We start from the raw sequence: 12,970 nt of genomic DNA on the forward strand, positions 1-12,970 counted from the left end.
CCTGTTTTTGCTGTTATCCTGATGTCATGCGGGATCTCAAAATCTGTTCACCATATACCCGATGTTACACAATATTCATTGGAAATTCCGAAGGTTATACAAATCAACGACACTACGTTTAGTTATAATCAAAATTTCCTGGTTAAAAATAAACAACAGGTATGGGAGCTTTATATCCATGGAAACCCTTTGCAGCTAGGGTATAATAATGGAGCGCTTACCCAGGAACTGATGCAGAAGCAGGAAGGAATTTTCTTTTCAAAAGTGGAAGGGTTTGTACCATCGAAATTCAGACAAAAATTATTGAGAGGTTTCTTAAAATGGTACAACAGAAAGATGTATCTTAATGTAAGAGAAGATTACCAGGCAGAATTGTATGGATTATCTCAATACTCATCCGACCAATATAATTTTATTGCTCCAAAATACTTAAGAAATCTCTATCTCCATGGAGCTCATGATATAGGTCATGCATTGCAGGATCTGGCTATGGTGGGCTGTACATCACTGGCAGTGTGGAACGAAAATACGGAAGATGGAGATCTTCTGATTGGAAGAAACTTTGATTTTTATGTCGGAGATGATTTTGCCAGAAATAAACTGGTAGAATTTGTACAGCCTGATACAGGAATTCCTTATATGTCTGTAAGCTGGCCCGGAATGATTGGTGTGGTGTCTGGGATGAATAAAAAGGGGATTACAGTAACCATTAATGCCGGAAAATCTAAAATTCCTCTGACGGCAAAAACGCCAATTTCCCTGGTGACAAGAGAGATTTTGCAATATGCCGGAAATATAGAGGAAGCCATTGCCATAGCCAAAAAGAGAAAAGTTTTTGTGTCAGAGTCGATTCTGGTAGGCAGTGCTACGGATAGAAATGCAGTAATCATTGAAGTTTCTCCTAAAAATTTCGGAGTATATAAAGTACAGAATACAAGTCAGGTGCTTTGTACCAATCACTTTCAGTCTAATGCTTATAAAGACGACGTAAAAAACCAAAAGCATATTGAAGAAAGCCATTCGGCCTACCGATATGAAAAACTACAGGAGCTTTTGCAGGAAGAAAAAAAACTTAATCCTGAAAAGCTGGCTGCCATCCTAAGAAACAGGTCCGGTTTAAAGGGTGAAAAAATAGGATATGGCAATGAAAAAGCACTCAACCAGCTACTGGCACATCATGCCGTTATTTTTTCTCCTGAAAAAAAACTGGCTTGGGTCTCGTCCAATCCTTATCAGCTGGGAGAATTTGTCTGCTATGATTTGAATGAAATCTTTTCAGATCAGGGACTTCAGAAAAATGATTTTGCAAAAGCAAATTTAAATATAGGCAGAGATCCGTTTGCAGATACACGTGAATTCAAAAATTATGAAGAATACAGGCAATTGGGAGTCAAAATAAATGATGCTATTCACAGGCATGAAAAACTTACAGATCACTTTCTTGCTGATTATCTGGCTCTAAACCCTGATTTTTGGAAAGGATATTTTCTGGCAGGAAAGTACTATTTTTACCAAAAAGAATATTCGAAGGCAAAGACGGAGTTTGAAATTGCTCTTACCAAAGAGATAACAACGGTTCCGGATCAGAAAAATGTCGGGAAATATTTGAATGAGACGGTAAAGAAATTAAAATGACTCCCAGGTATATAAAAGTACTTTTTGTTGTTCCCTTTGCTATTACAATCTGCTATTTTGTGTACTTATGTACTGTTTATAGTTCGGTTCCTGAAGTTATACCAATTCATAGTTTTGGAAACAACAAAGACAGCTATGGGAACAAAATCTTTCTTTTTCTTCCCATCATTCTCAATATTATTGCTCTTATGTTGATCTGGAGGATTATCAGGAGGCCGGATAAAATCAAATTTACTTTTGAAATTAAAGAGTCAGAACAGGAAAAAATTTATCATACCACGCAACTGGCTCTGGTGATTTTTGCCATTTTTATTAGTGTTATGATGGGACCTTTATCATTTGCTGATGTCATTTTTAAATAGTTAGACCAAATAAGTTTCCGGTTTAATTATTCTCAGGATTCAATTTATTCAGAAAAAGAAAAGTTGTGACTCCGGCAATAGCAGATAGTGAAGTGCTCAAAATAAAACTTCCAATGATATACTGAAGAAGATTATTTTTAATAAGATCAAAATTTAAATCCTGGCTGAGGATATCGCTGTCTCCATGTACAAAAGGAGCCCCCAGAAACAAGGATGCTGCTATAATAAAAGGGATAAAAGGAGGTAAACTTACATTGGATGCCACAAAAGCGAGAACTTTATTCAACTTAAAAAGAACAGATAAGCTGATCACCAGCAAGGTTTGAAATCCCCAGAACGGAGAAAGTCCGATGAATACTCCAAGGGCAATGGAGAAAGCTTTTGTACGGTTGCTTCCGTCACTTTCCAGTACATCTTCTTTGATGAACCTTTTAAAGCTTTTTTTTTTGAAATTATTCACAAAGTTCCTCGGAATAATATAAAAAAGAGTAATAGTTACCAGAATAGTATTCAGAATACTGATTCTTGTAAAATCCTTGAACGGTCTGAAGTGGGAGACTCTTTCAATAGGATCATAGAGTACTTTTATCGGGACATTTTTTACGGGAACATGCCTCCAGGCAGTTCTTACAATGATCTCAATTTCAAATTCAAATTTGGGAGTAAAGTACTTCCTGGGTATTTTATGTAAAGGATAGAGTCTGTAGCCGGATTGTGTATCTTCCAGTTTAATACCGGTTTCAAACCAAAACCAGAAATTAGAAAAACGGTTTCCAAAACTACTTTTCCTGGGAATGCCGTCCTGGGACATATTTCTGTTTCCAATCAGGAGAACTTCTTCTTTTTCCTGAAGCAGGGCGTTTACAAACACAGGGATATCATCCGGATAGTGTTGTCCGTCAGAATCAATTGTGATGGCATAGTCAAAGCCAAGTTGCTTTGCCCTTCTGAAACCTGTTTTAAGCCCATTTCCTTTCCCTTTATTCTCTGGTAGGTTGATTACCGTAATCTGTGGATATTGACTAAGGATTTGCGGAGTAGAATCGGTGGAACCATCATTAACCACAAGAATACTCGCAGTGTAATCCAGAACACCGTCGATCACTCTTTTCAGAGTTTTTTCGTTATTATAGGTAGGTATTAAAACACAAATCTTTTTTTCAGAGATTGCATTTTGTACTTCAGCAAGTGACATGTTTTTATTTTAAAGTGGCTCTTTCAGCCTCTGTAATAGTTTTAGACTGCATTGCAAACCTTTTGATATAGTTTTTTAATGCTGAATTCTGTTTGCTATAATTGTTCAGCAGAAAAGCTTTATCATCTTTAAGACTGCCACGATATCCTACTATTTTTGGGATGTTTTCCTGAACACTTAATCGGATCAGGCGCAGTTCAGCCGTATTGGGGTTATTTTTAATGATACCCTCCAGACTTGTTGCTCCGGTTTTTACCAGCGCTTTTCTGTTTCCTTTAGCAATCTTAGCTTCCATAATCTTAGCTGCTGCTTTATATCCCAATGTTACAGGATCGGATCCGGATTGCTTGTCTGCAGTTTCAATAAATTTTTCAGTATTGGTATTGGATTCATTGGCTTTTGCATAACTGTTCCTCAAGGTTTCGAGGTCAGATTGAAAGAAAAAAATAAAAGCTGCTACGAAGGATAAAATAAGTTTCATGATGATATTTTTTTATAGCTTACCGACAATTTCAATGCAATAGTCTCGCCAAAAGAAGTGGTGTTTTTTACTTTAACATCTTCTTCATTTTCGTTAATGTCCAGTTGAAGAACCAAATCAGGGGTCTCAAAAGGATTGATAATAGCCATAAACTTCACATTGGAAGCGGTTTTTAAAAATAATTTTGAACCAACAAATTCTTCACTAAGTTCTTTAATAATTTGCATCATACAAACTCCTGGAGTTACGGGATTTCCGGGAAAATGTCCTTTGAAAATTTCGTGGTCTTTATTTAAGCTGATATGAGCAGTATACCCTCCGTTTTCTGCTTTTTCGTATGATTGTAAAGTATAAAAGTCTTTGAGAATCGTTTGCATAAACTGTTTTTTCAGGTTAAAATTATTCGGTTTCAGTTATTTGAAATAGTTTGATATTGATCTTAAAATCCTTGTGTTGAAGGTTTAAACTGTCTGCGAAGATATGTTTTTTTGCATCAAAACCGAAATCGATCTTTTCCTTATTGTTTTTCGTATAAATGATCTGTTTTAGCAACTTATTGTCTTTGTTAAAAAACAGATAATAGCTTTTATGCTCTGTTTTTGAGAGATAGATATTCATATTTTCATTCTCAAAACTTTCACTTACAGGATATTGCCTTTTTAAAAGTTGCCGGAAATCATTCTTTAAAAAGTTAATGACAATTTTTTTATCCAGATCAGGCAGCACATAATTGAGCTTGAAATCATGATCCGAAATTTCAAAATCAATAAGTTTATTACCAAAATCGGAAGTTAAAACTACTCTGTGAGTGGTTTCATTCAACTTTTTAATGATCAGAATACCACTTACATGGTTGCTGTAAATATCCATCTGACATTTATATACATAGTCTTCCATGGAAGAAAAGTATAGATTTTCAACTACTTTTTCACTGGTTGTTACCGGCTTTACATCCGTAAGCTGATAGCTCTTGCATGAGACAACCAGGATTAAAACCAGGCTATAAACTAAACTCTGACGCAGGAATTGAAGCATTGACCTTGGTATTTTTGAAAACAATATTTGTAGTATCTCCTGAAGCCTCCGTCATATTCACCTGGGAAACCGTTGACTGGTTTTTTGGAAAATACAATTCAATCTGTTTGATGTACTTTAACAGTTGAGAGGTCTTAGGAACGAATCTGGCCATATTGTAATTTCCATTTTTGAAGTAGGTTACACTAAACTCCGGATCAGTAAACATTGTTCCGTTTGAGCTTCCGACAATTAATTTGTTGATTTTTTCAAAAGTTTTACTTTTGGCGTCTACAGAAGACTTTTTGCCCTGATCATTGATGTATATTTTATTGCTTTTAAAAACAATACTGTATTGATAAGGTTTTGTGTATTTCCAGCTCAGCATATTCGGAGTCTGTAATGACATCTTTCCGTAGGTAACAATGCTTTTATCCAGAAAGTCCATTTTCTTGGTCTGGGTGAAATCACTTTGCAACGTCTTGATCTCTTTTGTTTCCGAAGAAACTTTTGATACAAATGCTTTCGCTTCCGATCCTGACATTGCTGTATTTTGGGCAAAAAAGAACCCGGAAATCAGTAAAAAAGCTCCAAAAGCAATATTTTTAATCATTTTTCTTTGAATTTGTAATTGAATCAACGGTGAATGTTGAGTAGTTTTTATTTTCCAAAAATACTAATAAATCTGCCAGTACACGACAGGTTTTGTCTGATGTATCGTGAAGGAGGATAATGCTGCCTTTTCGTAACCCCTTGGTTACTCTTTGGTAAATTTTTTTCTCGTCATCAGTAATGGTATCCAGTGAACGAACATTCCATCCGATGCTGTTTTTATATGTTTTTTTAATAGCTTTGGCAATATTAGGGTTGGTAACTCCAAAGGGAGGTCTGTACAGATCCGTTTTTATATTTCCGACCTCGTGTATCACTTTATCACAGTTCTCAATCTCTGCAATCATTTTTGAAGCAGATAAAAAGCCTGTTGAGTTGGAATGTGAGAACGTATGGTTCCCTATTGTATGTCCCTCAGCAATGATTCGCTGAAAAGTCTCAGGATATTTTTCGATCTGTTTTCCGATACAGAAAAAGGTGGCTTTTACCTGATGTTCTTTAAGCAGGTCTAAAAACTTCGGAGTGAATTCAGTAGGACCATCATCAAAAGTCAGAGCAACCTCTTTAATTTTTGTTCGCTTATGGGTAAGGCTATTGACAAAATACCCTAATTCAATATCAAAAGATCCCCACACAACAACGGCAAAAAAGCCCAGAAAATACACCAGATATACCCAAAAGCTTCCCTGAAACGCATAAATAAAAACGTTACAGAAGAGATAGAATAGAATGAATGGGTAATGTTTCATTGCCGATGCTTTTTATGTTGAGCGTGTAATTAAAAGAATTTAAACGATACTTTTAATCTAACTTTTGCCGTTTCTCAGAAGTCTGCACTATTTTATTTAAGCTTTCTCCAATAATACCAAACTATGATCATCACCTGCCAGATGATTGTAAAGAAGGATATTCCTCACACTTTCTTTTCTCTCTGAGTTGATCATCATGATTTCCGGAATCTGTTGCTCTTTCAGGATGTGACATGCAATAAAAGTAGAAAATCCACTGGCTGTATTAAACTCTCCACTCAGATGTTTGTAATATAACAAAGCTGAATCCGGGAATGCTTCCATTGCTTTTGTATAATAAACATCAGATTTAGCATCTCCACTGAAACCGAGAATGACGGCATCAATATCTTGTGCTGAAAGATTGTTTTTCATCAGGAAATCACCAATAAAGGTAAGAACTTCGTCCAAATCAAGTTTATTGATGATTGTAATATTTTGAAGTTTTGCGTAAGAAGTATCTGTTTTGTCTTTTCCTACTACAAAAAAACTAGCTCCTTCTCCCCAGATAACACCATTTGTTGCAGAGTTCAGATAATCTGAAGGAAGATCTGTTTCTCTCTTAATAATGTTATGAAGACAATAAAGCTCCATGGTTCTATCTGTCTGTTCATCCGTGGAGCCCACGAGAATATTTTCTGCCTCACCGTCATTAATCTGAAGCTGAGCGTCTAATAATGAAAATTCCAGCGATGAAGATGTATTGACATAAGTGAAGTTGTAGGCATGACATTGCAATCCTAATGCAATCTGTCCCGCTACGGTATTGTGTGTAGATTGAATGAAAAAGGTAGGTGTTAAAAACTCTTCATGATCGTCAATCACATTTTTCAGAAATTTTTCAGAGTCCTGAGAGCATCCCATTCCCGTTCCTGCAATAATCGCATCAGGGTATGATATTCCTGCTTCCTGCAAAGCATGGTGAGAGGCTACAGAGCTCATTTTTACTGTTTTAGACATCCTTCTGCTCATAGCAGGAGGAATAAATTCTTTATAATTGGGTTCTATAGCTTTTATAATCTGAACCGAATATTCGGGCTTAAGATTCTGAAGAATATTTTCGTTTAACGTGTCCTGAACAGAGATGCAGGATGCACTGTTGATGTATACTGCCCTCATGATTTTGAGAAAATTAAGGTTGAACAATTGCCCCCAAATCCAAATGAATTGGAAAGAACATGGTGGATATTTTTTTCTTTTAATTCAGTTACAGGTGTCAGATCAAACTCCTGCATTTTTGTTTTAAAGTTCAGGTTAGGAAAAATGACTCCATGCTGCATGGCTAAAATTGAAAATACGGCTTCAATTCCTGCCGCAGCCGCCAGAGTATGTCCTGTAAACGCTTTTGTAGAGCTGAACTCAGGAACATGTTCTTCTCCAAATATCCTGATCATTGCAATTCCTTCTGATAGATCATTATTGGGAGTTGCAGTACCATGAACGTTAATATAATCAATGTTTTCTTTTGCCAATCCTGAAATTTTCAAAGCCTGCTGCATCGCAAGAAATGCACCCTGACCATTTTCCGAAGAAGCGGTCTGGTGATGCGCATCGTTTGCATTCCCGTATCCCGAAAGATAAGCTAAAACCGGTTTATTTTCTTTTTTGACAACCTTTTCGGATTCCAGCACCAGAAAAGCGGCAGCTTCTCCCAGATTCAACCCTTTACGGTCATTATCAAACGGAGTATTGTAAGAATCTGTAAGAATCATCAAAGTATTAAAACCATTGAGAGTAAATTTTGAAAGGGAGTCTGTTCCCCCAACAATTACACGGTCTAAAACTCCGTTTTTAATCAGTTTTGCTCCCATCATAATCGCATTGGCTGCAGATGAGCAGGCTGTGCTGATGGTAGAAACCATACCTTTTAATCTTAAATAATCGGCAATGGCTAATGAAGAATTTCCGGCATCGTGAGCGTCAATATATTTTTGCTTTTCAGGAAAGTCTTCATAAGAATAGAAGTACTTTTCAGTGATATCCATTCCCCCGACACTGGTAGAAGAAATCAATCCGGTTTTATAACCGTTGATATCTGAAATCTGAGCACTTTCTATAGCTTCTTTCGCAGCGATCATACCCAACAGAGAAGTTCTTGTGACATTGTTATCTTCATTGAGTTGAAGTTTTTGTATAAGTTCTTCGTTGGATAATTTTATCTCCCCTGTTTTAATCGTTCCGGAATGTCGGGTTTCAAACATTTGAATGTCCGAAATCCCATGTTTCCCGGATTGCAGGGAAATAAAATTTTCCTCCACGTTGTTTCCGATAGAGGAAATAATGCCCATTCCTGTTATAGCAATTTTTTGACTCATGGTATTACATCATATAACAATCTAACAGTGTAATAATTATCAATGATTGTTATATTGTTACACTGTTAGATTGATACATTAACTTTATTTTGTTCTGTTCTCTTCGATGAATTTAGCCATCACCTCAATAGATTGGAAAATTTCCTTTCCTTTTTTAGGATCGGCTAATTTTATTCCGTAATCTTTATCAAGAAGAACGATCAGCTCAAGAGCGTCAATAGAATCAAGCCCCAATCCTCCTCCGAACAATGGATCTGTATCTTTGATTTCTTCTACAGCGACATCTTCAAGGTTCAATACTTCAATAATTTTGTGCTTTAATTCAGTTTTTAAGTTTTCCATAATTTTATTTTAATGTAACAATATATCAATGTACCAGTTTACCAATAATTTTTACTGCTCTTAGCATTGGTACATTATTAGATTGGTACATTGTTAAATTATAATGTGAGCAAATATACAAAAGCTTTATAATTTTCCTGATACAATTCTACCCAGCCACATACCACCTTATCAGCTTTTCCGGAATGAAGTATTTGCTCAGCATAATCATTTAAAAAATTTTCATCAAATTCATCTAAAACAAAAAAAGCATTCTCTGTTTGCATTTTATGTTTAATGCTGATTTCCCCAACACAAATATTGGGTAAGGTATATACAAAAACCGCAGGACTGGGAAAATAAGCTTCTTTTGAATTGATGCTTTCCTGATATTTAAAATCGGTATCCAGACTAGACGATTTGTTTGCAAATACTAAAGCCGTATTGCTATGATCATCTTCTTTCAATATCATTTCAGCAGCAAGGAAGGCCAGCTTACTTAAATTATCCATTTTATGAAACTTCGGATAACTAAATTCCATCGTTTTATAAGCTTCTTTTGCAAACTCCTGAAAAGTCAGAGTTTCCGTTTCAAAAATAAGATTTCCATCAACCATTATTTTTGAGTGTTCTATAGTACAGATATTCGTTCTCGTCATTCTCTTTATTTTAACATTTTTCCAGTACTACAGCTGCATTACATCCGCCAAAACCTGAGGCTGTTTTCAATATATAGGTGATTTCTGCAGATTGGTTTTCGATTATAATATTCATGGGCTGAGAAACACCCATTTCCTCAAAATTCTTAGAAGGAAGCAACGTGCCTTGAAGGGCGCTTTCCATTGAAATAATACTTTCCAGCAGTCCGGAAGCACCAAGGCAGTGTCCGTAGAAGCCTTTCATACTGTTTAAAGGAACATTTTGCAATTCCATTCTGTTGAAGGCGATGGCTTCCATTTCATCGTTGTATAGCGTTGCCGTTCCGTGAGCAGAAATAAAATCAATTTGCCCGGAAGATATTTGTGCTTCTCTCATAGCATTTTTGATGCTGGCATATAACCCGTCTCCTGTTCTTGATGGACCTGAAATATGATTGGCATCATTGATGGCGGAATCTCCCGATACTTTAAATTTGAGTTTTTCATTTTCAGAAGGTTCTGAAGTGATGTAAACAGCCGCTGCTGCTTCTCCGATATTGATTCCGTTTCTGTTTTTATCATAGGGTTGGCAAGGTCCTGCTGCAATCGCCTGAAATGAATTGAATCCTGAAATGACAAACTCAGAGAGCTCATCTCCTGCAATTACAAAGGCATCTTTATATTTTCCTGCCTGAATCATATTTTTGGCAACAGCAATAGCCATAACCCCGGAAACACAGGCATTGGAGACTACGATCGGTTTTGTTTTAAATCCGAAAAAATCTGCAATTTTTTGTGCCAATGCCGGGAGGTAAACCCCATCCGGTAATTCGGTTGTATTTTTTAGGAGACTGATGTTCCCTTTAGTTGTGGAAAGGATAAAAGCTGTATCTTCTGTAACATCATGTTTTTCAATCAAAGGTTTCAGACTCAAAAGCAACATTTTTTCCAGCCTTGTAAATGGTAGCTTGTCATTCTGATCAGGGATAAAGAATTTGGTAAACTCTTTTTCTAAGATTTGAGAATCAATCATTGAGGTATAAAAAGATTCCTGATTATCTGCAATCTGATGTAATGCAACCCCTGATTTTCCTCCTAAAAGAGCTTTCCAGTTAGAATCCACATCAAATCCCAAAGGTGTTACGCACTGGTAATCTGTGATATAAATTTCCTTCATCATGATAATCCCATTTTATCTTTCCAGTTTTGAAAAAATTCCGGATTGTAAAGGCATAAATTGCCGTCACCGTCCAGAAATACCTGAATAGTTTCTCCACTACAAACCAGTTTCCCCTCCTGATTAAAGAGTTCATAGGTATAGATTAACTTTGCAGACATGGTATTGACAAAAGTAGTGACAATATTGAATGTCTCTCCATACTTTAAAGGAAGAAAATGCTCACAGGTGCTTTTCACAATAGGGGTTACAAATCCGGCGTTCTGAATATCGAGATAGGTAAGGCCGTGCTGGCGTCCAAAAGCTTCTCTTCCGTCTTCAAAATAAACAATATAATGTCCGTGCCAGACAATTCCCAGTGGATCTGTCTCGTTGAAGCGTACTCTTACTTCTTCAGTACAGCTTAATATATTTTCGTTAGACTGCATTTTGTTTCTTTTCGTAAAAAATGGAAATGAATACGGTGGCAAGGTAGAACAAAAACAGGAATATCAATTCTTTAGCGATACCTCCAATTCCACTGTTTCTTAAAATAATATCATAATAGGCGTTCAATCCCCAGTTCATAGGAGAGAATTTTGCTATGGTCTGCATGAATTCAGGCATTAAAAATACCGGAACCCAGATTCCACCGATCGCTGCCAATACAACAACAGATGTCGCACCAAAGGGAGCAGATTGCTCCTGAGTATCGGCAATAGTTCCTAATAAAACGCCGAATCCTATGGCTGCTAATCCTGCAAATAAAGTGACAACAATAAGCTGGAACATCTTTCCGGAAACATCAAATGCCGGAAGATCCATATATGGGAAAAGATAAATACCCACGGCTACCATCAATAAAAACTGAATGATACAAATGATGAGGTAAGTACATGTTTTTCCTAAAATATGCACAAAGTACGGGGTAGGACTTATTCTGGCCCTGACACTTGTACCTTGGCTTTTTTCTTTTACCAAGTTGATGGATAAAGGAACTACGATAAAAAAGATGGCAAAAAGAGTCCACGCGGGAACGTTGTGCTGAACAGAATTCGGCATAACATCCATTTCTCCTTTTTTAGGAGTGATTTCTTTGAAGCTGATGAGATTTTTATTTTCATCAAGGTTTTCTGTCGTTCCCAATTGATCCTGAAATGCTTTGTAGATCTTTTTGTTTTCGATCTCAAATACCATTTTGTTGACAGAATTCATCACTGAGTTTTTGAATCCTGCATTGGTGGCAGGATCAAAGTATAAATGAATCTCTTTTGCCTTAGGAGCTACCTTTGTGACTTTTGCAGAATCATTTTCAAGCCCGAAAGAGCTTACAATCGTCTGAACTTTTGACTCAATATTGGAATTTAAATCTTTCGTTAAATTTTCAGGAATAACAATAGCCATCTGATAATCTCCTGAAAATACAGCTTCCTGAGCAGATTTTTCATTGAAATTTGTCAGAAGCTGAAAGGTTTTACTATTTTCCAGTTCGCCTTTTATATTTTTTGAAACCTCAGATTTGTCGTTATCAATAAAAATAATGGGAATTTTTGATCCTTCAAGGTTTTTAAAGGTAGAATCCTGAATCAGGGTAATGGTTACAATCAGAAGTAACGGCATTACGAATATAATGACAATTCCTCCGATATCTCTTTTCAGCAGAAGAATTTCTTTGATAAAGCTTCTCCACAGTTTATACAACAACATCTCTTAATTCTTTTCCGGTTAATGAAATGAAAACATCTTCAAGGTTTTCTGCATTGGCAATCTGCGAAACCAGTTCTTCAGGGGTCCCTACGGCATGAATTTTTCCATGATCGATGATGGCAATTTTTGTACAAAATTCTTCTGCTTCTGAAAGATGGTGAGAAGTATAAATAATACAGGTTCCTTGCTTATTTAAATCCAGAAGGTAATCAATAATTGCTTTTTTAGATTGAACATCAACGCCCACGGTTGGCTCGTCAAGAAACAAAATTTTTGGATTATGAAGAGTCCCGGCGATAAGGTTGCAACGGCGTTTCATCCCTCCTGAGAACTGACCTACCTGCTTATCTGCAAACTTTGAAAGTCCCATGATTTCAAGAGATTCATCAATCGTTTTTTTAAGCTGTTTATGCTTTAAACCATATAAACTTCCAAAGAACATCAGGTTTTCTCTGGCGGTAAGGGTAGGATAAAGGGCATATTCCTGAGGAACGATGCCGATGATTTGTCGTATTTTGAACCCATCTTTCTGAGGAGATAAACCATTAATGGAAAATTGTCCTGAAGTTGGTTTTATCAATCCTGAAAGCATAGAAATCAATGTGGTTTTTCCAGCTCCGTTGGGACCCAGAATTCCATAGATTTCTTGCTTATTAATATTCAGGGAAATATCATTTACAGAAAACTCGTCGGAATTTTTGTACTTTTTATAAAGATTTTTAATCTCAATCATATTCTCCGCCATA

16 protein-coding genes are annotated in these 12,970 nt (G+C 36.3%); 2 read left to right on the forward strand and 14 right to left on the reverse strand.

Annotated features, from left to right (window positions below):
* Positions 1 to 21: 21 nt before the first annotated feature.
* Complete coding sequence (locus C1631_RS19895; RefSeq protein WP_103246571.1) at positions 22 to 1,635, forward strand: C45 family peptidase; 1,614 nt, start codon at positions 22 to 24, stop codon at positions 1,633 to 1,635.
* A complete protein-coding gene (locus C1631_RS19900; RefSeq protein WP_103246570.1) occupies positions 1,632 to 1,997 on the forward strand; it encodes a DUF1648 domain-containing protein in 366 nt (121 codons plus the stop codon). The genes C1631_RS19895 and C1631_RS19900 overlap by 4 nt, the downstream gene beginning before the upstream one ends.
* A gap of 22 nt (positions 1,998 to 2,019) precedes the next feature.
* Here the strand turns inward: C1631_RS19900 and C1631_RS19905 are convergent, their stop codons facing one another.
* From C1631_RS19905 to C1631_RS19970, 14 genes are all read right to left on the reverse strand, one after another.
* Positions 2,020 to 3,192, reverse strand: coding sequence for a DUF2062 domain-containing protein (locus tag C1631_RS19905; RefSeq protein ID WP_109713820.1), 1,173 nt, complete (start codon positions 3,190 to 3,192; stop codon positions 2,020 to 2,022).
* Positions 3,193 to 3,196: 4 nt separating this feature from the next.
* A complete protein-coding gene (locus C1631_RS19910; protein ID WP_103246568.1) occupies positions 3,197 to 3,673 on the reverse strand; it encodes a hypothetical protein in 477 nt (158 codons plus the stop codon).
* A complete protein-coding gene (locus tag C1631_RS19915) occupies positions 3,670 to 4,050 on the reverse strand; it encodes an ApeI family dehydratase (protein ID WP_103246567.1) in 381 nt (126 codons plus the stop codon). Before C1631_RS19915 ends, C1631_RS19910 begins: the two co-directional genes overlap by 4 nt.
* Before the next feature lie 22 nt (positions 4,051 to 4,072).
* Positions 4,073 to 4,708, reverse strand: coding sequence for a flexirubin biosynthesis protein LolB2 (lolB2, locus tag C1631_RS19920; RefSeq protein WP_103246566.1), 636 nt, complete (start codon positions 4,706 to 4,708; stop codon positions 4,073 to 4,075).
* A complete protein-coding gene (gene lolA2, locus C1631_RS19925) occupies positions 4,674 to 5,300 on the reverse strand; it encodes a flexirubin biosynthesis/transport protein LolA2 (RefSeq protein WP_109713857.1) in 627 nt (208 codons plus the stop codon). The genes lolB2 and lolA2 overlap by 35 nt, the downstream gene beginning before the upstream one ends.
* On the reverse strand, positions 5,293 to 6,048 hold the full coding sequence (locus C1631_RS19930) for a polysaccharide deacetylase family protein (RefSeq protein ID WP_109713822.1): 756 nt from the start codon (positions 6,046 to 6,048) through the stop codon (positions 5,293 to 5,295). Before C1631_RS19930 ends, lolA2 begins: the two co-directional genes overlap by 8 nt.
* A gap of 96 nt (positions 6,049 to 6,144) precedes the next feature.
* Positions 6,145 to 7,206, reverse strand: a complete 1,062-nt coding sequence (locus tag C1631_RS19935; RefSeq protein WP_109713824.1) for a beta-ketoacyl synthase N-terminal-like domain-containing protein — start codon at positions 7,204 to 7,206, stop codon at positions 6,145 to 6,147.
* Positions 7,203 to 8,402, reverse strand: a complete 1,200-nt coding sequence (locus C1631_RS19940) for a beta-ketoacyl-[acyl-carrier-protein] synthase family protein (RefSeq protein WP_103247429.1) — start codon at positions 8,400 to 8,402, stop codon at positions 7,203 to 7,205. Before C1631_RS19940 ends, C1631_RS19935 begins: the two co-directional genes overlap by 4 nt.
* 84 nt (positions 8,403 to 8,486) lie before the next feature.
* Positions 8,487 to 8,744, reverse strand: coding sequence for a phosphopantetheine-binding protein (locus C1631_RS19945; protein WP_103247430.1), 258 nt, complete (start codon positions 8,742 to 8,744; stop codon positions 8,487 to 8,489).
* Positions 8,745 to 8,842: 98 nt separating this feature from the next.
* Positions 8,843 to 9,382, reverse strand: a complete 540-nt coding sequence (locus tag C1631_RS19950) for a beta-ketoacyl-[acyl-carrier-protein] synthase family protein (RefSeq protein WP_103247431.1) — start codon at positions 9,380 to 9,382, stop codon at positions 8,843 to 8,845.
* Positions 9,383 to 9,392: 10 nt separating this feature from the next.
* On the reverse strand, positions 9,393 to 10,541 hold the full coding sequence (locus C1631_RS19955) for a beta-ketoacyl synthase N-terminal-like domain-containing protein (protein ID WP_103247432.1): 1,149 nt from the start codon (positions 10,539 to 10,541) through the stop codon (positions 9,393 to 9,395).
* The gene (locus C1631_RS19960; RefSeq protein ID WP_109713826.1) at positions 10,538 to 10,966 is read right to left on the reverse strand and encodes an acyl-CoA thioesterase; all 429 of its coding nucleotides are present in this window, start codon (positions 10,964 to 10,966) and stop codon (positions 10,538 to 10,540) included. The genes C1631_RS19955 and C1631_RS19960 overlap by 4 nt, the downstream gene beginning before the upstream one ends.
* The gene (locus C1631_RS19965) at positions 10,956 to 12,224 is read right to left on the reverse strand and encodes an ABC transporter permease (protein WP_103247433.1); all 1,269 of its coding nucleotides are present in this window, start codon (positions 12,222 to 12,224) and stop codon (positions 10,956 to 10,958) included. The genes C1631_RS19960 and C1631_RS19965 overlap by 11 nt, the downstream gene beginning before the upstream one ends.
* A complete protein-coding gene (locus C1631_RS19970; protein ID WP_103247434.1) occupies positions 12,211 to 12,969 on the reverse strand; it encodes an ABC transporter ATP-binding protein in 759 nt (252 codons plus the stop codon). The genes C1631_RS19965 and C1631_RS19970 overlap by 14 nt, the downstream gene beginning before the upstream one ends.
* Position 12,970 lies beyond the last annotated feature (1 nt).

The organism is Chryseobacterium phosphatilyticum, from assembly GCF_002899825.2.
Classification (GTDB): Bacteria; Bacteroidota; Bacteroidia; order Flavobacteriales; family Weeksellaceae; genus Chryseobacterium; species Chryseobacterium phosphatilyticum.

Coding starts and splice junctions, on each gene's coding strand:
- C1631_RS19895 (WP_103246571.1), top strand. CDS start 22: ATGTCATGCGGGATCTCAAAATCTGTTCACCATATACCCGATGTTACA.
- C1631_RS19900 (WP_103246570.1), top strand. CDS start 1,632: ATGACTCCCAGGTATATAAAAGTACTTTTTGTTGTTCCCTTTGCTATT.
- C1631_RS19905 (WP_109713820.1), bottom strand. CDS start 3,192: ATGTCACTTGCTGAAGTACAAAATGCAATCTCTGAAAAAAAGATTTGT.
- C1631_RS19910 (WP_103246568.1), bottom strand. CDS start 3,673: ATGAAACTTATTTTATCCTTCGTAGCAGCTTTTATTTTTTTCTTTCAA.
- C1631_RS19915 (WP_103246567.1), bottom strand. CDS start 4,050: ATGCAAACGATTCTCAAAGACTTTTATACTTTACAATCATACGAAAAA.
- lolB2 (WP_103246566.1), bottom strand. CDS start 4,708: ATGCTTCAATTCCTGCGTCAGAGTTTAGTTTATAGCCTGGTTTTAATC.
- lolA2 (WP_109713857.1), bottom strand. CDS start 5,300: ATGATTAAAAATATTGCTTTTGGAGCTTTTTTACTGATTTCCGGGTTC.
- C1631_RS19930 (WP_109713822.1), bottom strand. CDS start 6,048: ATGAAACATTACCCATTCATTCTATTCTATCTCTTCTGTAACGTTTTT.
- C1631_RS19935 (WP_109713824.1), bottom strand. CDS start 7,206: ATGAGGGCAGTATACATCAACAGTGCATCCTGCATCTCTGTTCAGGAC.
- C1631_RS19940 (WP_103247429.1), bottom strand. CDS start 8,402: ATGAGTCAAAAAATTGCTATAACAGGAATGGGCATTATTTCCTCTATC.
- C1631_RS19945 (WP_103247430.1), bottom strand. CDS start 8,744: ATGGAAAACTTAAAAACTGAATTAAAGCACAAAATTATTGAAGTATTG.
- C1631_RS19950 (WP_103247431.1), bottom strand. CDS start 9,382: ATGACGAGAACGAATATCTGTACTATAGAACACTCAAAAATAATGGTT.
- C1631_RS19955 (WP_103247432.1), bottom strand. CDS start 10,541: ATGATGAAGGAAATTTATATCACAGATTACCAGTGCGTAACACCTTTG.
- C1631_RS19960 (WP_109713826.1), bottom strand. CDS start 10,966: ATGCAGTCTAACGAAAATATATTAAGCTGTACTGAAGAAGTAAGAGTA.
- C1631_RS19965 (WP_103247433.1), bottom strand. CDS start 12,224: ATGTTGTTGTATAAACTGTGGAGAAGCTTTATCAAAGAAATTCTTCTG.
- C1631_RS19970 (WP_103247434.1), bottom strand. CDS start 12,969: ATGGCGGAGAATATGATTGAGATTAAAAATCTTTATAAAAAGTACAAA.